The sequence below is a fragment of the Rhizobium sp. BK212 genome (assembly GCF_014197475.1).
GTDB classification, from domain to species: domain Bacteria; phylum Pseudomonadota; class Alphaproteobacteria; order Rhizobiales; family Rhizobiaceae; genus Rhizobium; species Rhizobium anhuiense.
On record NZ_JACIFS010000001.1, the window covers coordinates 125,090 to 150,391 of the forward strand.

The window sequence follows — 25,302 nt, forward strand, 5'->3', positions numbered from 1 at the left end:
CCGCAAGACAGGGCGACTGAGCAGCCCCCAAATCCCGGCTTTTCAAACATCATTGCCCGGTCCGGCTCAGGTAGAAATTTTAGGAATGATGAGGATGCGTGGGATCGTCGTGCGGCTTCAGGAAAAACCGGCGCGCAATATCCCCATAGCCATCATAGACAAGCCCGCCATTCAACCGGACAAGCGTTTCGCGGTTTTTGCGATAGACCGCCGGAAGGCGATACCATGAGATGCCCGGCCGGCGGTGATGGAGAACGTGCAGATTGTTGTAGAGAAACAGCAAGCCGAAGAGATGGCTGTTTTCGACGATGGCGGTGCGCTCCTCATGGCTTTCAGCATATCTGTGCTCGGCATAGGATCTCAGCCGCGTCATCGCAGCACCCGTATAGACGAAAGCAAGATAGAGCCACAGCGGCATACCGCAGACGACGGTCGACCAGAATAGGACGCCGACGACGCCGATGCCGTGCGCTGCCCATATCCGCCGCCGTCCCGGTTCGTCCGCCCGTATCAGCCGCCATTCCTGCCCAAGGAAACTCAACAGCATCACCACAGGACCGATGGTCAATCGGCCGAACAGGGTGGTATTCCACCGGGCCAGCAACCGCCCGGTCGCACCGAGCTGCTCCCAGGCGGCCTTGGTGAAATAGGAAGATTCCGGATCCTCGATCGGATCGGTCAGATATTCGTCGCGATGATGCTCCAGATGGCTTTCCCGATAGATCGGATAAGGCAGCCACAGCGACAGCGGTATCGACCCGATCGCATCGTTTATCGCCTGGTTTCCCGTCGGGTGGCCATGAATGACTTCGTGCTGAAGCGATCCGTGCCAGGCAATCAGCCAACCTCCTGCGATCATGACCACGAGCGGCGGCAACGATTGGCACCACCAGGTGAGCGCCAGAAACCCGCCATGAATGACGAGTGCAAGAATGACCGTCGGCCACTCCGTCGAACGCGTGGGAACAATGGTCCCGGCGGCCCGCAAAGTCCTGTCGAGCATGCGTGTGATTTCCCCATCAACCACACCAATTTATCGCAGGGCATCGGCAGAATGGAATAAATTCCATCTATTTTATAGACTTATGTGAAAAAATCCGTCTCTAAGGCTTGTCGCCGTGAAGATGACGTTCGAGGAAGGACAAATTGTCCTGCCCCCAATAGATCTCGCCATCATAGACATAGGTAGGAAAGCCGAAGACGCCGCTGTCGCGGGCATGCACGCGGTCCGCCGACCATTTGTTCTGGACATCGTCGTCGGCTTGTCGCCGAAGAAGTGCTGCGCCATCGAAACCTGCCGAGGTCACGATCGCCTCGCGCACATCGGGCTTGCCGATATCCTCCGCCTCGCTCCAGAAGGCATGTTGCAGAGCGCGGGAAACGCCGATCCAATCCTGTCCGTCGAGATAGGCGGCAATCACGAATAGGGATGCAGGCGTCGGATCGCTCAAATCCGGGCGATGCTCAAGCCGCAGGTCCTTGCCGCGCACGCGCGCCCAGCGCTTGAGATCCCGCGTCCAGTAGGCACGCCGGATCTCCGGGCGATTGCGCGAAAAGATACCGCCGTTTTCCTCGACCACCGTCGTCAGATAGGGTGTGATGACGACATCGTTCTTCGCCGCAAGTTCGGCAAAGGCGTCGAAGCCGATATAGGCCCAGGGCGAGCCGATCGAAAAGAAATATTCTACCGATTTTGTCACTGATGCATATTCCCTAAGAGGTGATGGTCCGGCGTCGTACGGGCGACGCCTTTCAGGAAGCGGCACGGATGCCGGATTGCGCTTTCCATCCGAGCTCCGGTGCAATTGTCGTCACGAAGTCGTGGAGAATTTGGCGATATTCCGCGTGCTCGAACTCGTAAGGGAGTTCCAGCCTCAGCTCGCTGACCTCGGGCAGGATCGGATCGGCAAAAAGCTGCGCCAAAATCTCGTCCGACGTGCCGACGATATCACGGGCGAAAAGCGTGCGCCGCTCGCCCTGTGGCGAAAGGGTCCGCTCGTGGCGGCCATCGGCATAGTCTCGATATCGGCGCCGCGTTGCCGCATCGGCGCTGTCGAAAGGCACGATGACGCGGCCCAGCGCGACGCGGCGCTGCTTGCCCGCGGCGCGAAAGGTTTCGATTAGCCGCGATTGCGCGGTGAAGAAATCATCCGTTCCCTCCCCCGTGATCACATTGCCGGTCAACAGGTTGAAGCCGTTGCGGCCGGCCCATTCGGCCGAGCGCTGCGACCCGCCGCCATACCAGATCCGGTCGATCAGGCCCTTGGCATAAGGCTGCAGCCGCGGCCGCTGCGGGCCGAACGGTGTCTTGATCAAGGTCTGCTCGTCGCCGAGATAGGTGCCGCGCAGATTGTCGGCAAAACGCGCCACGCGATCATGCGAGAAATCGTAACCCGTCCAGTCGCCGTCGAAGACGAGCGGGGCGACCAGGTCTGCGTGCAGCGGCCGGCCGGCGCTGACGCCGATATTCAGCCGCCCGCGCGACAGAATATCGACGGTGGCGAGATCTTCAGCCAGCCGATAGGGGCTTTCATAACCGATCGGAATAACGGCGGTTCCGAGCTCGATCCGGCTGGTGCGCTGCGTCGCCGCCGCCAGGAAGGCGCTCGCAGAAGAGATTCCAGGCTCCAGGTGCCGCTGGCGGACCCAGGCGCTGTCGAAACCCAGATTCTCGCCATATTGCAGCTGCTGCAGCGTCTGCTCCAATCCCGACAGCGGGTCGTCGTCGGGATAGTTGCCGGGGGTGAGGAAGCCGATATGGCCGATGGATATATTGCCCACTCGTGCCATCCCATCAATATTTCGGCAGGCCGGGCGGGTTGGTCTCCGACGCCGGCAGGGCCTCCTCGGACAGGTGCCAGTGGTCGAGGATTTTTGCGTATGTGCCATCCTTGATCAGGCCGTTGGTGGCGACAGTCAGCGCGTCGGCCAGCCCGCTCCCCTTGCGGGTGGTGATCGCAACATCCGAGCGATCAGGCCAGCCGGCGCTCAGCGTGCCGACACGCCTGATGTTCTTGTCGCGCGCGGCAATGAAGACGAGCTGCGCATGCGGCTGGACGATGACATCGGCCCGGCCGGACCGCAGCGCGAGAAGACTTGCTGCCTCGTCGTCGTAATATTGCAGCTCGATCGGCTTCAGGCCGGCGGCGACATCTTCCTGGCTCCACTTCACCAGGATACGCTCCTGGTTGGTGCCGGCGCCGACGATGATCCTGAGGCCGGCGGCGTCCTTCGGCTCCTTGATCGAGGTGACGGCACTGTCGGATTTCACGAAGAAACCATGCAGCCCCTGGCGGTAGGTGGAGAAATCGAATTTCTCCTTGCGCTGCTCGGTGACGCCGACATTGGAGATGACGGCGTCATATTTGCCTGAGGTCAGGCCGAGTGGCCAGTCGATCCAGGCGACGGGCACGATCTCCAGCGTCAGGCCGAGGCTGTCGGCAATGGCATAGGCATAGTCGGGATCTGCCCCGACCACCGACTTGGCGTCCGTGGCATAGGTGGCAAGTGGCGGGCCGCCGGGGCTGACGGCGATGGTGAACTTGCCGGGTGTGACGAACTTGAATTCCCTAGGAATGGCAGCGATGGCCGCATCGTTCCTGGCGGCATGAAGCCGGCCCGGCTGTTCCGGGCTCAGGTCAAAATCCTCGGCCGCGTGGGCGGAACCGAAACCAGTCAATGCTGACACCAGGGCTGCGAAGAGCAAAGTGCGAGATGTCGGATGGATCGTCACGTTCAATATGTCTCCGTTTGCGTCGAGAAGTGGGAACGGACCGGCGCGCTACCCTGTAACGCCGGTCCACCAGACCAAGATTACGAACCGCTCTTCGGCAAGCCGGGCGGGTTGGTCTGAGCCTTGTCGATTGCCTCGGGACCGAGGTTCCACGTATCGAGGATCTTGCGATAGGCGCCACTGGCGATCAGATCGTTGACGACATCGGTCAAGGGCGCTGCCAGGCCACTGCCCTTGCGTGTGGTGACGGCAATTTCTGCCGTGATCGGCCAACCGCCGCTGACGGTGCCGACGAGCTTGGTCTTGCCGTTTATCCCGGCCGAATAGGCCTGCGTCGCGTTTACGCTGAAGACGGCATCGGCTCTGCCGGACTGGACGGCGAGATCCTTGACCGCATCGTCGTCATAATATTGCACCTCGATCGGCTTCAGGCCGGCGGCGACATTCCGGCGGTCCCATTCCAGCAGGATCTTCTCCTGGTTGGTGCCGGCATCGGTGATGACCTTCAGGCCGGCAATATCCTTCGGCTCCTTGATCGCCGCAATCGGGCTGTCGGCCTTGACGTAGAAGCCGAGCTCATCCTTGCGGTAGGTCGAGAAGTCGAATTTCTCCTTGCGCTCTTCCGTGACGGTCACGTTGGAGATCACCGCATCGAACTTCCCCGAGGTCAGCCCCAGCGGCCAATCGGCCCAGGCGACGGAAACGAGCTCGAGCTTCAGCCCCAGGCTGTCGGCGATCGCCTGCGCCAGATCGACGTCGTAACCGATAACGGTCTTGGAATCGGAGGCATAATCGTGCAGCGGCAGATTGCCGCTCGAGCTGATGCCGACGGTGAAGACGCCGTTTTCGACGAACTTGAAGTCCTTGACTTCGGCAATGCGCTTCTCGTTCTTTTCCACCCTCAGCCGGTTCGGCTGCTCGGGGCTGAGATCGAATTTCTGCTGCGCCTGAGCGGAACCGAAACCGATCGCGGCAATGGTGACGGCTCCCGTTATCAGCAGCCTTGCCCTATCTGTAAATGTCATGCCCCTTCTCCATTTCATCTTTGGGTTGTAGTTATTGTCATTCAGCCAGAGCAGCCCGTCGCGGCCCGGCATTTCGCCAGCGCTATCGGGCGCTAGAGAACCTTGGCGAGGAATTCCCGTGTTCGGGGATGTTCCGCTTGCGTGAAGATGCGGGCCGGCGGGCCGGCCTCCAGAATGCGGCCGCCGTCCATGAAGACGACGGTGTCTGCGACTTCGCGGGCAAACCCGATTTCATGGGTGACGATGACGAGCGTCGTACCGGTGCGGGCAAGCTCCTTGATGACATCGAGCACTTCGCCGACGAGTTCCGGATCGAGCGCCGAGGTCGGCTCGTCGAAGAGCAGCACCTTGGGACGGAGCGCCAGGGCGCGGGCGATCGCCACGCGCTGCTGCTGGCCGCCGGAAAGCTGGCGCGGATAGGCGTTGATCTTGTCGCTGAGGCCGATGCGGGCCAACAGCTCCTGCGCCAATTGCACCGCCTCCTCGCGGCTGACGCCGCGCACCTGGACCGGCGCCTCGATGAGGTTTTCAAGCACGGTCAGATGCGGGAACAGATTGAAGCTCTGGAAGACCATGCCGATATCGGCGCGGCGGGTGAGAATATCCTTTTCCTTGAGCTCGTAGAGCGTGTCGCCCTTCCTGCTGTAGCCGACGAAATCGCCGTCGACCGAGATGAAGCCTTCATCGACACGCTCCAGATGGTTGATGGCACGCAGAAGCGTCGACTTGCCGGAACCGGACGGGCCGAGGATTGCGGTCACGCTGCCGGCGGGAAGGCTGAGCTCGACATCATCGAGCACCTTCAGCGAGCCAAAGCTTTTGGAAATACCATGGATACGCACCGCACCACCCGTCCGCAGGGCCGCCGCATCATCGAAGCCGGGCCTGCGCACTCGCTCGCTCGCCGTATCGAGAGCTAGCAGCGGACGGCGGAAGCGTTCGAAGAATGCCTGGAAGGGCAGCGGTGTCGGATTGCGCACGGCACCCTTTGAGAAATAGCGCTCGATATAGTGCTGGGCGACCGACAGCACCGTCATGATGATCAGATACCAGACGGTCGCGACCATCAGCAGCGGAATGACTTCGAGATTGCGGCGGTAGATCACCTGGACGGTATAGAAGAGCTCCGGCAGCGCCAGCACATAAACCATGGATGTGCTCTTCGCCAATCCGATCAGCTCGTTAAAGCCGGTCGGCAGGATCGAGCGCATGGCCTGCGGCAGAACGATGCGGAAAGCCTGGCGGCGGCGCGGCAGGCCGAGTGCGGCGGCGGCTTCCAGCTGACCATGATCGACTGAAAGGATACCGCCGCGCACGATTTCCGCAAAGAAGGCCGACTGGTTGAGCGTGAGGCCGAGAAAGGCGGCGGCAAAGGGTGTCAGCAATTGCACGGTGGGATAATCGAGGAAGACGGTATCGGTGAAGGGGATGCCGATCTTGATCGTCTCATAGAGATAGCCGAGATTGTTCAGGATCAGCAGCAGCACGATGACCGGGATCGAGCGCAGCAGCCAGATATAGCCCCAGGAAAGACCGGAAAGCAGCGGCGACTTGGAAACGCGGGCAAGCGCCAGCGCCGTTCCGAGAATGGAACCGGATATGGCGGCAAGCGCGGTCAGGAGCAGCGTCCTTCCGAGGCCGACGAGCACGGGCTCGGCAAAGAACCATTCGGCAAAGACGCTCCAACCCCAGCGCGGATTGGTGAAGGTGGAATAGAGCACGGCGATGATGACGAAGGCGGCGAACACCGTGCCTGCCAACCGTTCGGGATGGCGCGCCGCCACGATCCGGTACCGGGAATAGTCCTTCGATTCTGCCGTCCTGCTGCCGGGGTCGATGCCGGCGAAATCCGTCGTCAGTGCCATTGTGCTTCCCTTTTATGATTGTCGGTCTTTGCCGCTTTCAGTAATTTGCGCCGGCCACGCGCAACCGCGGCTCGGCATCGTCGAGAGCAGGCTCGGCGAGATGGGTGATGTCCTTTTCGAAAGGCAGGCTCTTGTAGATCTCGGGATCGGCTGACGTGTCGAAGAGCGCGGTGTAGCCATAGTTCAGATAGAGGCCGACGGCCTCGGGTTGGCGAAAGCCTGTCGTGAGATAGATGCGGGCATAGCCCTGGCGGGCGGCCTGGGCCTCCAGCTCCACCAGCACCTTGCGGGCAAGGCCCTGCCGGCGCAGATCGGAGCGCGTCCAGATACGTTTGAACTCGGCCGTGCGTTCGTCATAATGCTTGAAGGCGCCGCCGCCGATGGTTTCGCCATCGCGGATCAACAGCAGAAAATTGCCATCCGGCGGCGCAAAGGCTTCGGGGGGATAGCGGTTGAGCTCGGCGGCCGCACCTTCGGCATTGAAATAGGTGCCGTAGCGGCTGTCATATTCGTAGATCAATTCATCAATCAGCGGCTTGGCGCGCGGGTCGAGAGGACTGGTATAGAGAAACGTATCGCTCATATCGTTCATCACCCGTTGTCATCAGTGAGGAAGGTTTCGGCGAGCCGCACCCAATAGCGGGCGGCGGGCGCGATGATCGCGTCGTTGAAATTGTAATGGGCGCTGTGGAGAGGAGCGCTGTCGCCATTCCCGACGAAGAGGTAGCTGCCGGGGTTCGCCTGCAGCATGAAGGCGAAATCCTCGCTCGCGGTTCTCGGTCGGAAATCCTTCTCGATCGCCGCTGGACCAAGAGCGTCATATGCGACCCGGCTGGCGAATTCGGTTTCCCCGGCATGATTGACCAGCGCCGGAAAGCCGAGGCGATAATTCACATCGGCCTCGGCGCCGAAGCTTTCGGCCTGGGCATGGGCAAGGGCCGGAATGCGCTCTCGCAACAGTTGACGGACGATTTCGCTGTAGGCCCGCATGGTCAGCTGCATCTCGACGCTTTCCGGGATGACGTTCGAGGCGGAGCCGGCATGGATCGAGCCGACGGTGACGACCGCCATCTCCTGCGGATCGACATTGCGCGAGACGACGCTCTGCAGCGCGGTGATGAAGGAGGCCGAAGCGAGCACCGGATCGACGGTGCGGTGCGGTTCGGCGCCATGGCCGCCCTTGCCGATGATCTTGATGATCGCCTTGTCGACCGAAGCCATGGCCGGGCCGGCGACGAAGCCGAATTTGCCCGTCGGCACACCCGGCCAATTGTGCAGCCCGAATACCGCATCGACGGGAAAACGCTCGAACAGACCTTCCGAAATCATCTTGCGGGCGCCGGCGCCAATCTCCTCGGCGGGCTGGAAGATCAGCCGCAGCGTGCCGTTGAAATTGCCGTTCTCTGAGAGATAACGGGCGGCGGCGAGCAGGATCGCGGTATGTCCGTCATGGCCGCAGGCGTGCATGACGCCGGGATTGCTGCTGGCATAGGCCAGCCCGGTCGCCTCCTCGATCGGCAGCGCATCCATGTCGGCGCGAATGCCGATCCGCTTCTTGCCGTCGCCGCGCCGGAGGGTGGCGACGACGCCGGTGCCGGCAATGCCCGTCGCCACCTCGTAGCCCCAGGCGGAAAGGTGAGATGCCACAAGCTTGCTGGTTCTGAGCTCCTGGAAGGCAAGCTCCGGATATTGGTGGAGATCGTGGCGAAGCGCGATGATCTCGTCGAGGTAGGCAGCGATGCCCTTCTCGACCGGATCGTTGCTGCGCGGGTTTTGAGCGATGATATCCATGACGGTTCGCCGGCGCTTCAGGCGCCGACGGCCTTTCCGCGTTCGAGCTGCTCCGCATCCGCCGCATAGCGGCTTTCGCGGAAGGGTAGGCCGAGATGGTCGCGCAGCGTCTCACCCTTCAGGACCGGATCGAAATAACCGCGCTCCGTGAGGATCGGCAGAACGTATCTGGAGAAATCGTCGAAACCCTCGGCGATGACGGGAAAGCCGAGAATGAAGCCGTCGGCCGCGCCCTGATCCACCCAGCGAATGATTTCGTCGGCGATGTGCTCGGCGGTGCCGATGAAGGCGGTGCGCGGCGTTGCCGAATCGAGCGCGACCTGGCGGAGCGTCAAGCCCTTCTCCCGCGCCGTCCGTTTGATGCGGTCGGTGGTGGCGCGGAAATTGTTCCTGCCGATATCGCCGAGTTCGGGGAACGGCTCGTCCAACGGATAAACACTGAAATCATGATGATCGAAGAAGCGGCCGAGATAGAGCAGCGCCTCCTCTATCGTGACGAGGTTGCGGATCGCCTGGTACTTGGCTTCCGCCTCTTCCTGCGTCGCCCCGACGATCGGCCCGATACCCGGATAGATGCCGACTTCCGCCGCCGGACGCCCATGAGCGATGACGCTGTCCTTCAACTGGCGATAAAAGGCCTGCGCCTCCTCGAACGGCCCGCCATTGGTGAAGACGGCATCGGCATGCTTGCCGGCGAGCCTGATGCCGGAATCCGAGGCGCCCGCCTGGAACACGACCGGCTGGCCCTGCTTGGAACGGCCGATATTGAGCGGTCCCTCGATACGGAAGAACCGGCCCTTGTGATTGAGGCGATGCATCTTCGTCTTGTCGGCATAGACGCCGGTCTCGCGATTGCGCACGAAGGCGTCATCGTCCCAGGAATCCCATAGACCCTTGATCGCATCGATATAGTCCTCGGCGATCTCGTAGCGCAGTTCGTGTTCGGGATGTTCGCGGCTGTAATTGCGCCCCGAACCCTCTAGCGGCGAGGTCACGGCATTCCACCCTGCCCGGCCGCCGCTGATGAGATCGATCGAGGCGAACTGGCGGGCAATGGTGAAGGGATCGCTGTAGGAGGTCGAGACCGTGCCAACGAGGCCGATTTTCGAGGTCGAGGCGGCAAGCGCCGAGAGGATGGCGATCGGCTCGAACCGATTGAGGAAATGCGGGATCGACTGCTCGTTGATATAAAGCCCGTCGGCAACGAAGGCGAAGGCGATGCCGGCCGCCTCCGCCTTACGCGCCGTCTTGACGACGAAGTCGAAATTGACGCTGGCATCGGCCGGTCCGCTTGGATGTTTCCAGGCATTCATGTGGCCGCCGGGACCTTGCAGCATGATGCCGAACGTGACGTGTTTCTGAGCCATGGGATCAATCCTTCTTGGAAACGGTCAGGCGACGAGGGAAAGCCGCTCCGCGGCGAGCAGTTCGATGGAGGCAAGACGCTCGGCGACCGAAAGCGCCGGCGTGTCGAGCACGAACTCCTTGACCCCGTAGCTGCGGTGAAGCTCGTCCAGCTCCTTGCGGATCTGCTTCGCCGTGCCATGCAGCACGCTCGGCACCTTTTCCTCAGTGCGGTAATCGGTGACGCCGGCCTGGCGAGCGAATTCGGCCGCCTGCTCCTCGCTGCCGACATTCACGGTCTGGCCGTTCGGCAGGAACACCTTGACGATGCGCAGTTTGCCGACGCGCTCGCGGGCGTAGTCCTCGCTTTCGGCGGCAAAGGCTGCGAGCGCCAGGATCGGACGCTTGCCGCCGGATACCCGCTCATAGGCCTCGAAGGTCCTGCGCAAATTGTCCGGATCGCCGTTCAGGTGACCGGCAAAGACAAGTTCCCAACCCTTCTCGGCGGCCAGCTCGGCGCTTTCGACGCTGGCGCCGAGCAGGAAACGTTCGGGAGCCGTCGGCGGGAAAGGGGTCGCCTGCGCACCATCATAATTCGGGTCGGCGGCGAGATAGGTGTTGAGATCGGCAAGCTGGCTGGCAAAATCCGGCTTCCTGGATGGATCGACGGCTAGCTGGAGAGCGCGCGTCGACAGCGGAAAGCCGCCCGGCGCCTTGCCGACACCGAGATCGACGCGGCCGGGCGCAAGCGAAGCCAGAAGATTGAAGGTCTCCGCAACCTTATATGCGCTGTAATGCTGCAGCATGACGCCACCGGAGCCGATGCGGATTTTCGACGTCTTTGCGAGAAGGTAAGCTATCAGCGCCTCTGGCGCCGAGCTCGCCAGATTGGACATGTTATGATGCTCGGCGACCCAGAAACGGTGATAACCAAGTTCCTCGGCCCGGGCAGCAATCTTGACCGTCGCCCGCAACGCATCTGCGGCGGTTAAACCCTGTTCGATCGGGCTTTTGTCGAGAAGACTGAGGAGGTAGGTCATGACGTCACGATCGGATCCCTGGTTGCAAAGCTTAGTCTATAAAATCAGTAGACAAACATCATTATAAGAAATGACATTCTCTTTCGAACACGCTGAGTGAAAAAAAGATGGCCGCACATAAGATGGAAATCGCCTGCCCAGAACTGGGTCTCACCGGCAGCGGAGGGCTTCTTTCAATCGACCACTCAAGGATCAATTTTCCGGTCGAAAGGGCGTAAGTGAATGAAGCTGTCAAAACAGCTAAAGCCGATCAGCGACCTCAAGGCGCATGAGCCGACGATCCTTCGGACACTTAAGGATCATTCGCAGCCGGTCGTCATTACGCTTCACGGAGAAGCGAAAGCTGTCCTTCAGGACGTCGGCCAATATGAAGAACACAGGAGACGCTGGCGCTCACCAACCGGCAGGTCGAGGAGGGCAAACTGCGCCCCGCTGCGGAATCCTTCGCACGGATCAGCAAACGTCTGGCCGACAGCCAATCCTAATTCATTATGGTGTTCTTTTCGCTGAGGACGCGGAACGCGACATCGAGAGCCCATGCACCGAGCCTGAGGGATTTCCCAACCCGTACACCAGCCTGGCCGCCATCAGGGGCGTCTTACCGCATAGGCGTGCATTATGTGCGCGACGTCCTTGTCCATATCTTGAAGCTGACCGGCTTCTACGAGCAGGCAAGCTATACGATCCAGCCCCCAGACACGATCCGGCAGTACCATGGCCGATTCCTGCCGGAGGACAAAGCCGCCCTAACCGCCCGTATCTCATAACCCATTGATGCCACAGCAAACGTGCCGTTAACCAGAAGTGATATCGCCTATTACTTCCGCCGCACGGGATGGACTTGTGCATTTCTCCCTCACTTCCGAGAAGGATTCGTTATCGAAGTGAGGTCTTCAAGGTGTCCTTACGTTCCCATAGATCGTGGCACCGCGCCGCGACATTCTTTCGCGGGGGCCGACACCACGCAGTAGACCAGCCACAAACAGCGAGGCTCGCAAGAATTTTGCCGACCTCTTCGAACGCGCCGACCAGGGCGAGGAAATTACCATCATGCGCGCCGACACCGTCTATGCCCGCATCGGTCCAGCCGATACGACATTGTCGAAAAGGGCCTGCTGCACGCCCGTTGCAAAGCTTGGACCTCTTTGCATTGGTGGCACCTCTCATCCATACGATCCGCAAAACCAAAGAGCTCTTTCGAAGGCTTTGGGGATGGAGCTCTTCATAGCAGCCTGCAGAGACTTTTGCCCGAGCTTAGCCACCGCCGCCGCCCACACGGAGCCGAAGACCTATCCAAATTTCCGTCCGGCCGACGCATTTGCCCGCAGAAGAGCCATCAGCATCGGGCCGATCGCGAATTCTCCCTTTTCGCTTCGTCGTGTCAGGCCACGAAGATAGCCACCAGCCGAATTAATGTGGCCACCGCGCTCCAGGATGCATGCCATGACGGTTGCCGCGTTTTCCGGACCCATCACATTGGCGGCCTCTTCGTAGGCCGACGGACTGACGCCGAGCATCGAGCGAACCGTGACCGCCGCGGTCATCAGATCGCGCCAGTTGCGGATGATACCGCCCGGACCATAGGCGAGAATTTCCGGGCAGGCTTGCAGAACCAAGCCGAGCGGGAAGGATTTCAGTCGGTCACCATCATTGCGGCCGCCTGTCCGTAGACTGTGCTCTTTCTCGCACCGACTCGAATGGGCTGCCTCAGCTCTACCCTCTTCTGACGTCGCGGCCCGTCGCCCGTTGTCTTGCTCCGGCATCGCGCCCTGCTTCGTGTCGAAGTCTGGTTCAAGTTCAGAATTAGATTCGGGATTCGAATTCTGTATGTGGCGCTCAATATAATTGGCATTGCCGCGCTCTTTTATTGATTCAATCCGAATTTCCAACCGGTTAAGGACATCTGCCCGCAGAGTCGTCAATTCATCCAGCAACAGTTCGAGCTGCGACGCCGTCGGGGATCGGGGCAGGCCTTCGATCAGGTCTCGGAACTCGCAGTACAGGCCTTGCCAGTCGCCAGGGATCTGTTCCTCGACGGCTGCTTCGATCAATTTTGCGATGTCGCGACGGCAGAGAGTGATGCGTTCGCGCAGACGCTGGACATGCAGCCGCTCGGCCATCACTTCGGCTGCGAGTTGTTCGATCTCGCTAGCACGGGCAAGCAGTGGCGCAAGCGAGAAGCCGAACGCCTCGTTGACCTCCCCTGCCCTGTTCCTGCGGACATAACGCTTGCCGTTGGGGCTGTCCTTGCGCAACAGCAGACCTGCCTGGACGAGCGCGGCGAGATGACGCCGGACGGTCTGCTCGGCCATGCCGTGCGTTCTGAGCGAAAGCTGGATGTTTGATGGGAATACGATCAAACCGTTTTCCTGCGCCAGCTCGTTCTTCGGATAAAAGCTCAAAAGAGCGTTGAGTACGGCAAGCGCTCGATCGCTGATGCCGAGAAGCGGCTTTGCTTCGCAGAGCGCGCGAAACAATCTCCACTTGTCGACGGACTGATCAGTCTTGATCTCGCGTGCCATTACCTGGCTTGTGAGCATGCCAAGCGTCATTAACCGCCGCCCGAAGGGCGTCGTCACATTCCCGGTTTCCATATCTTCCACCTCAACGAGGCAAAAGAAATCCGCTCGCCAAAACGGCGCCAAAAACTCTTGACAGCGATTCTCGGAAGTGCGATTCTCGGAGGTGTTCAAGACTACGAGGAAAGCTTCCGTGACGGTGACGTTCGGGGGCTTTTTTCTTTTGCGCGTTATCTCCTATCCGGATTGTCAGCTGACAATCCGGTCTGACTGCCTCATTTTCCCTCATTCTCCTCTTCGAACTCGGCGGCGAGGCTTACCAACCGCTGAGCCAGGAATTCCGAAAACGCCGCCGATTTGACGGTGATGCGAAAGGTTTTGCCGGAGCGGGCCACCAAAGCAAGCGGAGCGCCACCCTGGGCCCGGAGGGTCTGCTCGGCCCGCTGCGGTGGGGTCTTCTCCTCCAGCGCTTTCCAGATGACATCAAAGCGGCTGTTGGTGTCCAACGCCAGGAAGCCGCGGGCACCGATTGCGGCCTGGGCCTTCTTCTGCCCGCCCGTCTCCCTGAATTTTTCGGCAAACGCCAGCCAGCGCGGGCGTCCAACCTTGGGAGCCGGCCCAATGGCGAGAATAATCTCGGGGTCGATGGTCTGAGCCACCTGCAGGAGCCGTGAGGTTTCCGGCTTGTCGGTTGTCAGCGCCGTGGCGATCATCTCGCGGCTGAATCCATGCTCATCCAGGCGGCGCGCAAACAGTGCCCGCTCGATAAAACTCAAGTCGACTCGGGGGCCGTTTTCCTGGCCCTGTGCGAGGATCAGCTCTTCATCCGTGAGCTTTCGCACGACGGCCTTGACGGGAACCCCGATCTCTGCCGCGGCTCGCAGGCGCCTGTGGCCATAGGCGGCCTGGTAGTGCCCAGCCCTTACCGGGTCCGGCCGTACCAGGATCGGAACCTGCTGGCCGCTGTCCCGGATCGATTGCTTCAATCGCTCGAACTCTGCATCCCTATCGACCGGGATACGGTCGCGGATAAAGGACATTTCGACGGCAGCCGGATCGATCTCCAGTACCTTGTCGCCGGAGGCCAGCGATTCACGCAGCGCCTTGGCGGCAGCCGCTTCCTCTCCCAACCGGCCAAGCGACAAATTCATCGCCTTGACCGCTCCCGATGGGCGGTGCGGCGGCTGCGCGATTGGCGCCTCCGGCCGTGTCGGCTCGACGGCGCCGACCATGCTTTTCAGGATGTCGCGTCCCTTTGGGCTCATGTCCTGCTCCATGCGCTGCGGATGAGTTGCTCGACCTCGGCATTGACGCTGTCGACGGATTCCACCCCGCGGTCATAGGTCTGACGATGCATCGTCTCGCGTCCTGCCTCGTAGATTGTCTGCTTAGAGAGTCCCGCATCCGAGACAGCCGTCGACTTGACCATCATCGCCGTCAGCACGCGCTCGCCGAACAGACTGCGCAAGAAGGCGACGATCTGCGCCTGCGGCCCATCATTGGGCTCATAGCGGGTGATGAGATAACGCATCCAGTCGTAATCCAAATTGCCGCCTGCCTGTTTGACTACGGCCAGCAGGTCGGAGGTCATCGTTAGGAACTGGTTCATCGACGCCACGTCGAGCATCTGCGGATGGACGGTGATCAGGACGGAGGTTGCGGCGCAGAGGGCAGACAGCGTCAGGAAGCCCAGGGTCGGTGGGCAATCGATGATGACGACGTCGTAGTTCTGCTCCAGCGAATGCAGCGCATTACCAACCCGCATGAAGAACATGTCCTTGTCGTCGCGGTTGGTGTCGGCAAGCGCCTTTGGCGTATCGTGTTCGAACTCGTGCAGTTCGAGATTGCCGGGAATGAGATCGAGCCCAGGGAAATAGGTCTGACGGACGATGTCGCTAACATCGCGGCGCGTCTCGTCATATTTAATGGCGCCGTAAAGTGTCTCGTTTTCGCCGACATCGAATTCGGGCTGATATCCGAGCATCGCCGACATCGACGCCTGCGGATCGAGGTCGACGGCGAGCACGCGGTAGCCACGCAGAGCCAGGAACTGCGCCAGGTGGACTGATGTCGTCGTCTTGCCGGAGCCGCCCTTGAAATTGGTCACGGCGATCACCTGGAGATGGTCGCCCGGTCGGCGCATCGGCAAATAGGAGGGTTTGGTGCGCCCGAGGTGCTGGCGCATCGCATGGATTTCCTCGAGCGAGAATACCCGACGGCCAGCCGCCGTCTTTTCCGGACTGATGCTCTCGACCTGGGCGGCGAGATGACGAACATAGCTGTCGGTGACGCCGAGCAGCTTGGCTGCCTCGGTGCTGCTGAACCGCCGCAACGATTTGCGGGCATTGGGTGAAAACAATCGCTCGAACAGCACCTGCAGCTGGCTGCCGAGCATCGTCGAGTCCTGCGCAATCGTCTCGTCGATCGAGACTGGACTCGCTCTCTTGGCTTTCTCAACAATCGCGACCTTGGTCGGCATTCACGCAAATCCTGATAAATCGAGTGATTTTGCGCAAATGATCGTGAGTCTGCTGATTCCGTCAAGCGGTTTCTTGGATGGCCAATCTATTATAAAATGGATTCTGCAAAAAAATCATGTGGAATTCCGGAATCTTAGCACCATTGTCAGCTGACAACGACGGCCTGCTCCGGGTCGATGAAAGCCAGCCTCAAAGTATCGCGGCACATAATCGATACGACTCAGCGTCGCTAGCGCTCCATCCAAGCGCACCTTCGGACGCCTGGCATAGACCGATCAGGTTGTTCGATTTCTCATTTGTAGGCGGACGAACGGTACAGGTTTTCGGCTTCCAGCCCGCGGACGGGTTCATTGCCGGAAGGCTTGTCATTTGCGTCCTGGGTTTCGGCATCGCGGCGTGACGCTGCAAGGGCCAGCATTTGTTCGAGACGGCCCGCATTGAGCGGAGCGCTTATTCCCTTGAAGTTCATTGACACATCCTTCGTCATAGATTGCGTGAAGCCGCAGAGATAAGCGTAATTCGAACCCGCCGATAACCGCCAGGCAGCGTTATCACCATCTTTTCCTGGGGCCGGGAAGGGGAGGGCCTCCATCTTTCAGGTGGTTTAAAAATGCAGCGACCGGCGGCCACGATGGGGATTTCGGATCACTCTGCTTACCAAGTTGGAAAGGAGCCTCGCAGACACAGGCCGGGCGTGAAAGGAAGGCGGCCCATCTTTGATAGCAAGGGCGAGCCGGCACTGCCGCTGATCGTGCTTCATCGCGGTGGAGGTCTTCCTGCAGAAGCGCTTTGCTGCGCAGCCTATCGGGGTGAGGGGACATTCGGCCTTGGTCTTCTCCGCCCCAATCTAAGTCGGCGAGCAGCTGGTATCAGAGGGGTGGGGCTTCGGTTGCGTCAGGATCCTGTCAATGGCCAAGCGATCACAGTCCTAGTCCTGTGCCGGCGTCAGAACGGGGTCATAGCTGTAATCATGCCGGGACGACGCGGCCTCCACGTCGAAGATCGCAATAGCGCGCTAGGCGAATCAGGCATCAGCCGATATGATCGGCAGGCCAGCGGGTTCACGCAGTATCGTTCAGCTCCCGAGCCAGTCCCCCACCTATACGCTCCGCAAAACCACGATCCTTCCTAGAGGAACTGATTGATGAGTTTGCTTCCGTATACGGAATTCTTCTTTGTTTACCGCATGTTTACCATAACGCCCCCGATCACCGCCAAGCCCGCATCGCCGCCCATCCGCGCGCCTTTGTCATTTGGTGCTACGTGAGGAAGGGGGTGAGCCTATCGCGCCTTCGTTGCCTCGCGATTGGTAAAATGCGCGTTGCCCAAACCTGTACCGATGGTCAGCACGGCCCATCTCGACACGTCGTTCATATAAGGGATCTGCGACAATCCCTGCACGACGGCATCGTTGTGCATCATCACGAATGTGCTGTCGTCGCCGATCTCGGGAATGGCCTTCATCAGCGCGCCGGGAAGGTTGAAGCTGTCGCTCTCCCAGTTTCCGCCCGGCAGGTTCTGTCCGCCGCGTTCGATGGAGCCATCGGCTTTGATGATTCCGGGGCATGCGATCCCGATGATGGGCGCGGGTTTGAGATTGGCTTTCTCAGCCTTGCCAATCAGATCCTGCAACATCGCGGCCAATCTCTCGATGGTTGCGGTACGGCTTGGCTCGTCGTCGGCGTGGCGCCAGATGGCTGATTCCCAGACGCTCGCATCTTTAAAATTCGGTACGTCGTTCTTTCCGAATTTAACGACGCCGGCGCGAACATTTGTCCCGCCGATGTCGACGGCGAGCATCGCCTCGTGGCCTTTGAAAATCCACGGCGGCATCAGGTGAACCGCGCCGATCAGTCCGGCCTCATCGGGATGGTGAACGATCGGCACCACCTCGACATCAATGCCCGCCACCTTGAGAAGAACCATGGTCCTGGCGATCGCCAGCTCGCCAAAACGGCTCTGCCGGAAGCCACCGCCGACGACGATGCGTTCCGTCCTGCCCCAGCGCTTGTCTTTGAGGAACTTTCCGATCACGTCGGCAAAGTCCTGGGAAAAGTCCTCCACCGCCCCCATGACCAATGCCGCCGCCTCCATATCGTCGCCTTTCAGAAAGGCATCGATCTTCTTCTTGGAAAGCTTCGCCGTCGCGGTCTTGCCGATCGGGTCATCTCCGACCTTGCGGATGCGCTTTCTCCAGTCGTCGAGCTTCTGTTGGAAAGTCTTCTTGTTGGCGTTGTCGCCAACGAAACCATCCTTGTCACGCAGTTCGTTGTTGTAGTCGTCGATCGTCACCAATGGCAGATTTAAAGCGCCATGTGCCAGCGGGGCGTTGACCTCATCACGGGGATCAGAACTGCTTTTGGCCATCAATGTACCTTCTACGGCGCGAGTGCTCGAACGGGCGGCGAGATACAACGCGGACTAGCCTCAGGATGTTCCGGAGTCTGAAAAGCCACCTTGTCCTTGTTGGCCGGCGACCTAGCTTCAATCATTGCAGAGTTTGGAGAATACCGTGCAGGACGACACCGCTACCCAGGAAATGCTTTCACTGGTCTTGGAAGAGCCGGACCATTGGGCGATGTTTCTCGATATCGACGGGACGCTGCTCAATCTTGCGCCCACACCGGATGCGATCGAGGTCCCAGAAGCGCTTCCCGGACAACTTCATCGCCTGTCGAACAAGCTCGGCGGTGCCCTGGCGCTGGTCACCGGACGATCACTTTCTTATGCCGACGAGCTGTTCAAACCCTTTGAATTTCCGACAGCCGGCCTGCACGGTGCCGAGATCAGAAGCGCCACCGGCATGCAGACGGTCGAGGCGACACCTGAGTTTCAGGCACTGAAACATGCGCTGACCGCGGAAGCCGAGCACTATCCCGGTGTCTTGATCGAAGACAAGGGCGCGGCCGTTGCCGCCCATTACCGTCTCGCACCCGAATATGAAAAGGTGCTTGAAGACCGCATGCAATACTATGCCGAGCTCGCCGGACCGAACTGGGCATTGCAACTCGGCAAGAGGGTATTTGAATTGCGGCCGGCACGGTCGAGCAAGGGCGATGCACTGGAGCGATTTTTCCAGTCCGATCCCTTCAGGAACCGCTGCCCGATTACGATCGGCGATGACCTGACCGACGAGTCGATGTTTGCGATCGCCAATGCCCGCGGCGGCGTTTCCGTGCGTGTCGGCGCGATCGGCACCCCGAGCTGCGCCACGAGCCGGCTGTCCTCCTCTGCACTGGTCAGAAACGTCATTGCCGCCTTGGCAGCCTGAACTGCGTCCTCGGACGATATGCATGCGGATTGTTGCCGTCTTTCCGTCCGCTCCGCAGCGTCAATTGTCAAAAAAGTATCGGTTTTGACTGGGAATCGTGGTGGCGGGCGTGAAACGAGACCACTACACTCCCCTTAACAATAAAGCCAAAAAGGGAATTTGGCGGGCTGGCGTGGAGCCGTCCTCGGAGGAGGAAACAATGGAACCTGACTTGGAAGTCATTCAGATCAGGCCGGGCGAATCTTTCGCAACGAAGGCGCACGGCTATCCCTACCATACGGTTCGCTGGCATTTTCACCCCGAATACGAACTTCATCTGGTCGTGGCGACGACAGGACGGTATTTCGTCGGCGATTTCATCGGCGAGTTCGAGCCTGGCAATCTCGTGCTGGCGGGGCCTAACCTTCCTCACAACTGGATCAGCGATGTCCCGAAAGGATCGAGTATTCCGCTTCGCTGCCAGCTCATCCAGTTTAGCGAGAATTTCATCAGCGACACGATGAAGGTGTTCGCCGAACTCGGTCCCTTCGATGCGGTTCTCGAAGCCTCCCGCCGCGGCGTGCTCTTCGGAGCCGACACCAGCCGCGAGGTTGCTCCCCTGATGAACGAGGTGCAGCAGGCGCACGGCGTGCGTCGCATCGAACTGTTCATGATGATCGTCGGCCTGCTCAGCCGGGCGCAGGATTCCCAACTTCTCGCCAGCCCGAGCTATCTGCCCGATCCATCGGGATACATGTCGGCCGGCATCAACAAGGCGCTCGCCTATATCAGGGAAAATCTGACGAAGTCCTTCGACGAAGCCGATCTCGCAGCGATTGCCGATCAGTCGACAGGCGCCTTTTCGCGCGCCTTCCGACGCCATACCGGCATGTCGCTGGTACAGTATGTGAAACGCCTGCGCATCAATCTTGCCTGCCAGATTTTGATGAGCGATGACCATGCATCGATCACCGATATCTGCTTCGAGGTCGGCTTCAACAATCTGTCCAACTTCAACCGGCAGTTTCTCGCGGAAAAAGGCATGACGCCTTCTCGTTTCCGGCGATTGCTGGGTGACAATATCAACGTGGCAAAGGCGGCCTAGAGGAGGAGTCGAAAGGGCACAGCCCGAGGGAGGACAAAGAGGAGGAACCAAAACTGACACTGACTTGAACGTGGGCGCGCGATGAGCGCGCTCGCGATCGGAGATGCTTGTCCTCAAAACGTCAAACCGCAGGGACAGGCGCGACCGTTCATTCAGCCGAACGGCCAGAGCAGAACAGTGCAATCGCGAACCTACACAATTTTACCAATGGGAGGAGATGGAAATGATGAAATTCTCGACAAAGTCGGCAGGCGCCGCGGTCTTCGTTCTGTCCTTGCTGGGCGGTACTTCCGCCTTTGCGCAAGCAGCCGTTTCGGATGCGACAGTTGCATTCCTCATGCCCGACCAGGGCTCGACCCGCTATGAGGAGCACGACCATCCGGGTTTCGTCGCGGAGATGAAGAAGCTTTGCGCGTCATGCAAGGTTCTTTATCAGAACGCCGATGCCGATATCGCAAAACAGCAGCAACAGTTCAATTCGGCGATCACCCAAGGCGCCAAGGTCATCGTGCTCGACCCGGTGGATTCGGCAGCGGCCGCATCGCTCGTCCAGCTCGCACAGAGCCAGGGCGTGAAGGTCATTGCCTATGACCGTCCGATTCCAAAAGGCAAGGCCGATTTCTACGTCTCCTTCGACAACAAAGCGATCGGCAAGGCAATTGCGGAATCGCTCGTTCAGCATCTCAAGGCTCAGAATGTGCCGACCGATGGCGGTGGCATCCTGCAGATCAACGGTTCGCCGACCGATGCGGCTGCCGGGCTGATCAAGGACGGCATTCACGAGGGGCTGGCGAGCGGCGGATATAAGACGCTTGCCGAATTCGACACACCCAACTGGCAGCCCTCGAATGCGCAGCAATGGGCAGCCGGCCAGATCACCCGTTTCGGCAAGCAGATCGTTGGCGTGGTCGCCGCCAATGACGGTACCGGCGGCGGCGCAATTGCAGCTTTCAAGGCAGCGGGCGTCGATCCCGTGCCGCCGGTGACCGGCAATGACGCGACGATCGCGGCACTACAGCTGATCATCTCAGGGGATCAGTACAATACGATCTCCAAGCCGAGCGAAATCGTTGCCGCTGCCGCTGCCGACGTCGCCGTGAAGCTCCTGGCCGGAGAAACGCCGAAGGCCGAAATGACGCTGTACGACACGCCGGCGCAACTTTTCGTCCCTGCGGTCGTCACTGCCGAAAACCTCAAGGCTGAGATCATCGACAAGAAGATCAACACCGCCGAGGAGCTGTGCACCGGCCGCTATGCTGACGGCTGCAAGAAGCTCGGCATCACGAAGTAATCCGCAACGGGAAGCGCGACCGGTTCGCCGGCTGTGCTTCCCGCTTCGCTTTCCTGAAAGGCCAGGCGATGTCTGAAACCTCCCATACCCTTCACCCCTACCGTCAGCCTGTCCTCAGCCTGCGCGGAATATCGAAGAACTTCGGGGCTGTGTCGGCGCTCACCGATATCGAACTCGACGTGCATGCCGGCGAGGTTGTGGCGCTGGTTGGCGACAACGGCGCCGGCAAGTCGACATTGGTCAAGATCCTGGCCGGTGTGCACCAGCCAAGCTCGGGCACGATCCTGTTCGAGGGCAAACCGGTGAACCTGCCGAGCCCAAGTGCTGCTCTCGGGCTCGGCATTGCAACGGTATTCCAGGATTTGGCACTTTGCGAAAATCTCGACGTCGTCGCCAATATCTTTCTCGGCAAGGAACTCAGTCCGTTTCAGCTCGATGAGGTCGCCATGGAGATCCGCGCCTGGCAGCTCTTGAACGAGCTTTCGGCTCGCATTCCAAGTGTGCGCGAGCCGGTCGCCTCACTCTCCGGAGGGCAGCGCCAGACCGTGGCGATCGCCCGATCGTTGCTGCTTGAGCCGAAACTGATCATGCTCGATGAACCCACAGCAGCGCTTGGCGTTGCTCAGACCGCCGAAGTGCTTGACCTCATCGAGCGCGTGCGGGAACGCGGCCTCGCCGTCATCATGATCAGCCACAATATGGAGGATGTGCGCGCCGTTGCCGATCGCATCGTCGTCCTTCGTCTCGGCCGCAACAATGGCACCATGCCGCCCGACGCGTCCAACGAACAGCTGGTCAGCGCCATCACCGGCGCCGCCAACAATTCCGTCTCCCGCCGCGCGTCGCGCCGCCAGGCGCAAAGCCGAGAGAACGAGGAGGGCAGGCCATAATGAAGACCATCCAGAATGACCCGGCGGCGCCGGCGCTGCTCGACCGGCGTGACGAGAGAGTGCGCCACGATGACAGTCTGGGAGGCTCGATCCAGGCCTTTTGGGATCGCATCCGCTCCGGCGATCTCGGTTCCCTGCCGGTCATTGTCGGCCTGGCGATCATCTGGACGGTGTTCCAGGCGCTCAATCCGGTGTTTCTCTCCAGCAGCAACCTCGTCAACATGCTGTTCGACTGCTCGACGGTCGGGGTCATCTCGCTCGGTATCGTCTGCATCCTGATGGTGGGTGAGATCGACCTCTCCGTCGGCTCCGTCAGCGGCTTCGCCTCGGCGCTGGTCGGCGTCTTCTGGGTCAACCAGGGTTGGCCAGTGGTCCTGGCAATCCTCGCCGCCATGATTGTCGGCGCCCTCATCGGCTCGCTTTACGCGTTTGTCTTCAACCGCTTCGGCATGCCGAGTTTCGTGTCCACCCTGTCCGGGCTACTCGCGGTTCTCGGCCTCCAGCTCTATATCCTGGGAGCGACCGGTTCGATCAATCTCCCCTACGGTTCCTGGCTCGTCAGTTTCGGCCAGATCATGGTCATGCCGGATCCGATCGCCTATGCGCTGGTGTTACTTGCCGGCATTGCCTTTTTCTTTTCCGGCTACCGTACGGCGACACGCCGGCGGGCAGCCGGCCTGTCGGCAAAATCGACCGGCGGGCTGCTGCTGCGCGCCGTCATCATCACGCTCGCCCTGGAAGCCGTCGCATTCTATCTCAACCAGTCGCGCGGCATTCCGTGGATGTTCGGCCTTTTCGTCGGACTCGTCGCCGCAATGAACTATGCGCTGACGCGCACGAAATGGGGGCGCTCCATGCATGCCGTCGGCGGCAACAGGGAAGCGGCCCGCCGCTCCGGCATCAACGTCTCGCGCATCTATACGAGCGCCTTCGTCATGTGCGCGCTGCTGGCGGCAGCCGGCGGCGTGCTGTCGGCCGCACGGCTGGCGACGGCAAGCCAGCAGGCCGGCACCGGCGACGTCAATCTCAACGCCATTGCGGCAGCCGTCATCGGCGGCACGAGCCTGTTCGGTGGGCGCGGCAGTGCCTACTCAGCCCTTCTCGGCATCATCGTCATCCAGTCGATCGCCAGCGGGCTGACGCTTCTCGATCTGTCGTCGTCGCTTCGATACATGATCACCGGTGCTGTCCTTGCCGTCGCCGTCATTGTCGACTCGCTGGCACGCCGATCGCGGATCTCGCACGGCCGAGCTTAGAGCAATTTCAGCAAAAGCGCGCAGCGGTTTTGCCGTCCGGAATTGCGTGAAGACAAAGAGATAGAGCGCTTCCGTGATTCGAAGAAGAACGGAAATGCTCTCACCAACTGGGAAAACAGAGGAAGAAAATGGGACAGGATCTGTCTGGAAAAGTCGCGGCCGTCACCGGGGCGGCGTCGGGTATCGGACTTGAATGCGCCAAGGCTTTGCTTGCCGCGGGCGCTCGGGTCGTGCTGGTCGACCGCAATGAGGAAGCGTTGCGGGAAATTTGCTCGAAACTGGGCGCCAATGCCATTCCACTGGTCATCGAACTCACCGATCCGAAAAGCGTCGAACGGATGATGCCGCAGATCCTGGAAAGAGCCGGCCAGCTGGATATCTTCCACGCCAATGCAGGCTCCTATATCGGCGGTGAGGTGCTGGGTGGCGATCCTGATGCCTGGGATCGGATGCTCAATCTGAACGTCAATGCTGCCTTCCGTTCGGTGCATGCCGTTCTGCCGCATATGGTCGAGCGCAAGACCGGGGATATCATCCTGACGAGTTCCGTTGCTGGCATGATCCCTGTCGTCTGGGAGCCGATTTACACCGCGTCCAAACACGCGGTCCAGGCATTCGTCCATACGTTGAGGCGGCAGGTGGCCAAACATGGATTGCGCGTCGGCGCCGTCGCTCCAGGCCCCGTGGTCACCGCTCTTCTCAGTGATTGGCCGCAGGAGAAGCTGGATGAGGCGCTCGCCGCAGGCGGCCTGATGGAAGCGAACGAAGTGGCCGAAGCGGTGCTCTTCATGCTGACGCGCCCACGCAACATCACCATCCGCGATCTCGTCATCCTGCCGCAGAGCGCCGACATCTGACGAAAGTGCGAACGCCCACGTAAGAGGAACCGAACATGATCTTCGACAGATTTCGCCTGAACGGACAGGTGGCGCTGGTGACCGGCGGCACGCGCGGCATCGGGCTTGCCATCGCCGAGGCGCTCGGCGAGGCGGGCGCCAAAGTCATCATTACGGGCCGGGCCCGCAATGCGGCGGCGGAAGATCGGCTCTCCAAGGCCGGCGTCGAATGCGATTTCATCGCCGCCGATCTGAGGAAGGAAAGTGCTGCCGACGAGCTCGTCACCGAAACCCTTTCGCGCGCGGGCCGGCTCGACATCCTCGTCAACAATGCCGGCATCGCCATTCACGGCGACAGCGGCGAATTCTCCGATGCCATCTGGCGCGAGATCATGACCATCAACCTCGACGCCGTCTTCCGCGCCTGCCGCGCCGCGCTCGCCCCCATGCGACGCCAGCGCGGTGGCGTGATCCTCAATATCGGTTCGATGTCGGGCATCGTGTCCAATATTCCGCAAAACCAGGTCGCCTATAACACCTCCAAGGCGGCCGTCCACATGATGACCAAGAGCATCGCCAGCGAGGTTGCCGCCGAAAACATCCGCGTCAACGCCATCGCACCCGGCTATATCGAGACCGATCTGTCACGCGGCGGCATCGACAATCCCGACTGGTTCCCGACCTGGCGCAGCATGACCCCCATGGGACGCGTCGGGCAGCCTGAGGAGGTGGCCGGCGCTGCACTGTTTCTCTGCTCGGCCGCGGCAAGTTATGTCACCGGCGAAGTGCTTGTCATCGACGGCGGTTATACAACGCGGTGAGACGCAGGCCTCGGGGTCGGGGAGCTCGGTTCGGTGCCGCCCACGTCTGAGGCGCA

22 protein-coding genes and 2 pseudogenes are annotated in these 25,302 nt (G+C 60.5%); 9 read left to right on the forward strand and 15 right to left on the reverse strand.

The window, feature by feature from the left end; genetic code table 11:
- Window positions 1-79: 79 nt before the first annotated feature.
- From FHT79_RS00600 to FHT79_RS00645, 10 genes are all read right to left on the reverse strand, one after another.
- A complete protein-coding gene (locus FHT79_RS00600; protein WP_028756766.1) occupies window positions 80-1,003 on the reverse strand; it encodes a fatty acid desaturase in 924 nt (307 codons plus the stop codon).
- A gap of 100 nt (window positions 1,004-1,103) precedes the next feature.
- Window positions 1,104-1,700, reverse strand: coding sequence for a DsbA family protein (locus FHT79_RS00605; protein WP_028756186.1), 597 nt, complete (start codon window positions 1,698-1,700; stop codon window positions 1,104-1,106).
- A 52-nt stretch (window positions 1,701-1,752) separates the two neighbouring features.
- Entirely contained in the window at window positions 1,753-2,790 is a 1,038-nt protein-coding gene (locus tag FHT79_RS00610; RefSeq protein WP_049813424.1) for an LLM class flavin-dependent oxidoreductase, read from the reverse strand.
- A 4-nt stretch (window positions 2,791-2,794) separates the two neighbouring features.
- Window positions 2,795-3,733 carry an ABC transporter substrate-binding protein gene (locus FHT79_RS00615; protein WP_028756188.1) on the reverse strand — a complete coding sequence of 313 codons (939 nt, stop codon included), beginning with the start codon at window positions 3,731-3,733 and terminating at the stop codon, window positions 2,795-2,797.
- Window positions 3,734-3,813: 80 nt separating this feature from the next.
- Entirely contained in the window at window positions 3,814-4,758 is a 945-nt protein-coding gene (locus FHT79_RS00620; protein WP_028756189.1) for an ABC transporter substrate-binding protein, read from the reverse strand.
- Between the two features lie 92 nt (window positions 4,759-4,850).
- Window positions 4,851-6,623: an amino acid ABC transporter permease/ATP-binding protein gene (locus FHT79_RS32355; RefSeq protein WP_097542522.1), complete on the reverse strand. Its 1,773-nt coding sequence runs from the start codon at window positions 6,621-6,623 to the stop codon at window positions 4,851-4,853.
- Between the two features lie 37 nt (window positions 6,624-6,660).
- Window positions 6,661-7,218, reverse strand: coding sequence for a GNAT family N-acetyltransferase (locus FHT79_RS00630; protein ID WP_028756190.1), 558 nt, complete (start codon window positions 7,216-7,218; stop codon window positions 6,661-6,663).
- Window positions 7,215-8,414, reverse strand: a complete 1,200-nt coding sequence (locus tag FHT79_RS00635) for a M20 aminoacylase family protein (RefSeq protein WP_028756191.1) — start codon at window positions 8,412-8,414, stop codon at window positions 7,215-7,217. Before FHT79_RS00635 ends, FHT79_RS00630 begins: the two co-directional genes overlap by 4 nt.
- A gap of 17 nt (window positions 8,415-8,431) precedes the next feature.
- Entirely contained in the window at window positions 8,432-9,781 is a 1,350-nt protein-coding gene (locus tag FHT79_RS00640) for an LLM class flavin-dependent oxidoreductase (RefSeq protein ID WP_028756192.1), read from the reverse strand.
- Between the two features lie 24 nt (window positions 9,782-9,805).
- The gene (locus FHT79_RS00645; protein WP_028755936.1) at window positions 9,806-10,798 is read right to left on the reverse strand and encodes an LLM class flavin-dependent oxidoreductase; all 993 of its coding nucleotides are present in this window, start codon (window positions 10,796-10,798) and stop codon (window positions 9,806-9,808) included.
- 222 nt (window positions 10,799-11,020) lie between these two features.
- On the opposite strand from FHT79_RS00645, the pseudogene FHT79_RS00650 reads away from it, so the two are divergent.
- Both FHT79_RS00650 and FHT79_RS00655 read left to right on the forward strand, forming a co-directional pair.
- Window positions 11,021-11,283 (forward strand): annotated as a pseudogene (locus tag FHT79_RS00650) (type II toxin-antitoxin system Phd/YefM family antitoxin).
- 77 nt (window positions 11,284-11,360) lie between these two features.
- Window positions 11,361-11,565 (forward strand): annotated as a pseudogene (locus tag FHT79_RS00655) (hypothetical protein); the annotation flags it as partial.
- Window positions 11,566-12,087: 522 nt separating this feature from the next.
- On the opposite strand, the gene repC reads toward FHT79_RS00655, so the two are convergent.
- The 5 genes from repC to FHT79_RS00680 all read right to left on the reverse strand — a co-directional run bounded on the left by repC (window position 12,088) and on the right by FHT79_RS00680 (window position 18,164).
- Window positions 12,088-13,392: a plasmid replication protein RepC gene (gene repC / locus FHT79_RS00660; protein ID WP_028755937.1), complete on the reverse strand. Its 1,305-nt coding sequence runs from the start codon at window positions 13,390-13,392 to the stop codon at window positions 12,088-12,090.
- Between the two features lie 200 nt (window positions 13,393-13,592).
- Window positions 13,593-14,582, reverse strand: coding sequence for a plasmid partitioning protein RepB (repB, locus tag FHT79_RS00665; RefSeq protein WP_028755938.1), 990 nt, complete (start codon window positions 14,580-14,582; stop codon window positions 13,593-13,595).
- Window positions 14,579-15,796, reverse strand: coding sequence for a plasmid partitioning protein RepA (gene repA / locus FHT79_RS00670; protein WP_028755939.1), 1,218 nt, complete (start codon window positions 15,794-15,796; stop codon window positions 14,579-14,581). Before repA ends, repB begins: the two co-directional genes overlap by 4 nt.
- A gap of 293 nt (window positions 15,797-16,089) precedes the next feature.
- Window positions 16,090-16,266 carry a hypothetical protein gene (locus FHT79_RS00675; protein ID WP_164735883.1) on the reverse strand — a complete coding sequence of 59 codons (177 nt, stop codon included), beginning with the start codon at window positions 16,264-16,266 and terminating at the stop codon, window positions 16,090-16,092.
- Window positions 16,267-17,078: 812 nt separating this feature from the next.
- Window positions 17,079-18,164: an ROK family protein gene (locus FHT79_RS00680; RefSeq protein ID WP_028755940.1), complete on the reverse strand. Its 1,086-nt coding sequence runs from the start codon at window positions 18,162-18,164 to the stop codon at window positions 17,079-17,081.
- Between the two features lie 124 nt (window positions 18,165-18,288).
- On the opposite strand from FHT79_RS00680, the gene otsB reads away from it, so the two are divergent.
- From otsB to FHT79_RS00715, 7 genes are all read left to right on the forward strand, one after another.
- A complete protein-coding gene (gene otsB, locus FHT79_RS00685) occupies window positions 18,289-19,068 on the forward strand; it encodes a trehalose-phosphatase (RefSeq protein ID WP_028755941.1) in 780 nt (259 codons plus the stop codon).
- Window positions 19,069-19,267: 199 nt separating this feature from the next.
- Complete coding sequence (locus FHT79_RS00690; protein ID WP_028755942.1) at window positions 19,268-20,152, forward strand: AraC family transcriptional regulator; 885 nt, start codon at window positions 19,268-19,270, stop codon at window positions 20,150-20,152.
- Window positions 20,153-20,369: 217 nt separating this feature from the next.
- A complete protein-coding gene (locus FHT79_RS00695; protein ID WP_028757411.1) occupies window positions 20,370-21,443 on the forward strand; it encodes a sugar ABC transporter substrate-binding protein in 1,074 nt (357 codons plus the stop codon).
- A gap of 68 nt (window positions 21,444-21,511) precedes the next feature.
- Window positions 21,512-22,333, forward strand: a complete 822-nt coding sequence (locus FHT79_RS00700; RefSeq protein WP_028755944.1) for an ATP-binding cassette domain-containing protein — start codon at window positions 21,512-21,514, stop codon at window positions 22,331-22,333.
- Complete coding sequence (locus FHT79_RS00705; RefSeq protein ID WP_049810866.1) at window positions 22,333-23,589, forward strand: ABC transporter permease; 1,257 nt, start codon at window positions 22,333-22,335, stop codon at window positions 23,587-23,589. Before FHT79_RS00700 ends, FHT79_RS00705 begins: the two co-directional genes overlap by 1 nt.
- Before the next feature lie 128 nt (window positions 23,590-23,717).
- The gene (locus tag FHT79_RS00710; protein WP_028755946.1) at window positions 23,718-24,446 is read left to right on the forward strand and encodes an SDR family oxidoreductase; all 729 of its coding nucleotides are present in this window, start codon (window positions 23,718-23,720) and stop codon (window positions 24,444-24,446) included.
- A 35-nt stretch (window positions 24,447-24,481) separates the two neighbouring features.
- A complete protein-coding gene (locus tag FHT79_RS00715; protein ID WP_028755947.1) occupies window positions 24,482-25,246 on the forward strand; it encodes an SDR family NAD(P)-dependent oxidoreductase in 765 nt (254 codons plus the stop codon).
- The last annotated feature ends 56 nt before the right edge of the window (window positions 25,247-25,302 follow it).

What these genes read in the sequence shown, in the direction of transcription:
- FHT79_RS00600 (WP_028756766.1), bottom strand. Translation starts at nt 1,003, where the DNA reads ATGCTCGACAGGACTTTGCGGGCCGCCGGGACCATTGTTCCCACGCGT.
- FHT79_RS00610 (WP_049813424.1), bottom strand. Translation starts at nt 2,790, where the DNA reads ATGGCACGAGTGGGCAATATATCCATCGGCCATATCGGCTTCCTCACC.
- FHT79_RS00620 (WP_028756189.1), bottom strand. Translation starts at nt 4,758, where the DNA reads ATGACATTTACAGATAGGGCAAGGCTGCTGATAACGGGAGCCGTCACC.
- FHT79_RS32355 (WP_097542522.1), bottom strand. Translation starts at nt 6,623, where the DNA reads ATGGCACTGACGACGGATTTCGCCGGCATCGACCCCGGCAGCAGGACG.
- FHT79_RS00635 (WP_028756191.1), bottom strand. Translation starts at nt 8,414, where the DNA reads ATGGATATCATCGCTCAAAACCCGCGCAGCAACGATCCGGTCGAGAAG.
- FHT79_RS00640 (WP_028756192.1), bottom strand. Translation starts at nt 9,781, where the DNA reads ATGGCTCAGAAACACGTCACGTTCGGCATCATGCTGCAAGGTCCCGGC.
- FHT79_RS00645 (WP_028755936.1), bottom strand. Translation starts at nt 10,798, where the DNA reads ATGACCTACCTCCTCAGTCTTCTCGACAAAAGCCCGATCGAACAGGGT.
- repC (WP_028755937.1), bottom strand. Translation starts at nt 13,392, where the DNA reads ATGGAAACCGGGAATGTGACGACGCCCTTCGGGCGGCGGTTAATGACG.
- repB (WP_028755938.1), bottom strand. Translation starts at nt 14,582, where the DNA reads ATGAGCCCAAAGGGACGCGACATCCTGAAAAGCATGGTCGGCGCCGTC.
- repA (WP_028755939.1), bottom strand. Translation starts at nt 15,796, where the DNA reads ATGCCGACCAAGGTCGCGATTGTTGAGAAAGCCAAGAGAGCGAGTCCA.
- FHT79_RS00675 (WP_164735883.1), bottom strand. Translation starts at nt 16,266, where the DNA reads ATGAACTTCAAGGGAATAAGCGCTCCGCTCAATGCGGGCCGTCTCGAA.
- FHT79_RS00680 (WP_028755940.1), bottom strand. Translation starts at nt 18,164, where the DNA reads ATGGCCAAAAGCAGTTCTGATCCCCGTGATGAGGTCAACGCCCCGCTG.
- FHT79_RS00690 (WP_028755942.1), top strand. Translation starts at nt 19,268, where the DNA reads ATGGAACCTGACTTGGAAGTCATTCAGATCAGGCCGGGCGAATCTTTC.
- FHT79_RS00695 (WP_028757411.1), top strand. Translation starts at nt 20,370, where the DNA reads ATGGAAATGATGAAATTCTCGACAAAGTCGGCAGGCGCCGCGGTCTTC.
- FHT79_RS00700 (WP_028755944.1), top strand. Translation starts at nt 21,512, where the DNA reads ATGTCTGAAACCTCCCATACCCTTCACCCCTACCGTCAGCCTGTCCTC.
- FHT79_RS00705 (WP_049810866.1), top strand. Translation starts at nt 22,333, where the DNA reads ATGAAGACCATCCAGAATGACCCGGCGGCGCCGGCGCTGCTCGACCGG.
- FHT79_RS00710 (WP_028755946.1), top strand. Translation starts at nt 23,718, where the DNA reads ATGGGACAGGATCTGTCTGGAAAAGTCGCGGCCGTCACCGGGGCGGCG.
- FHT79_RS00715 (WP_028755947.1), top strand. Translation starts at nt 24,482, where the DNA reads ATGATCTTCGACAGATTTCGCCTGAACGGACAGGTGGCGCTGGTGACC.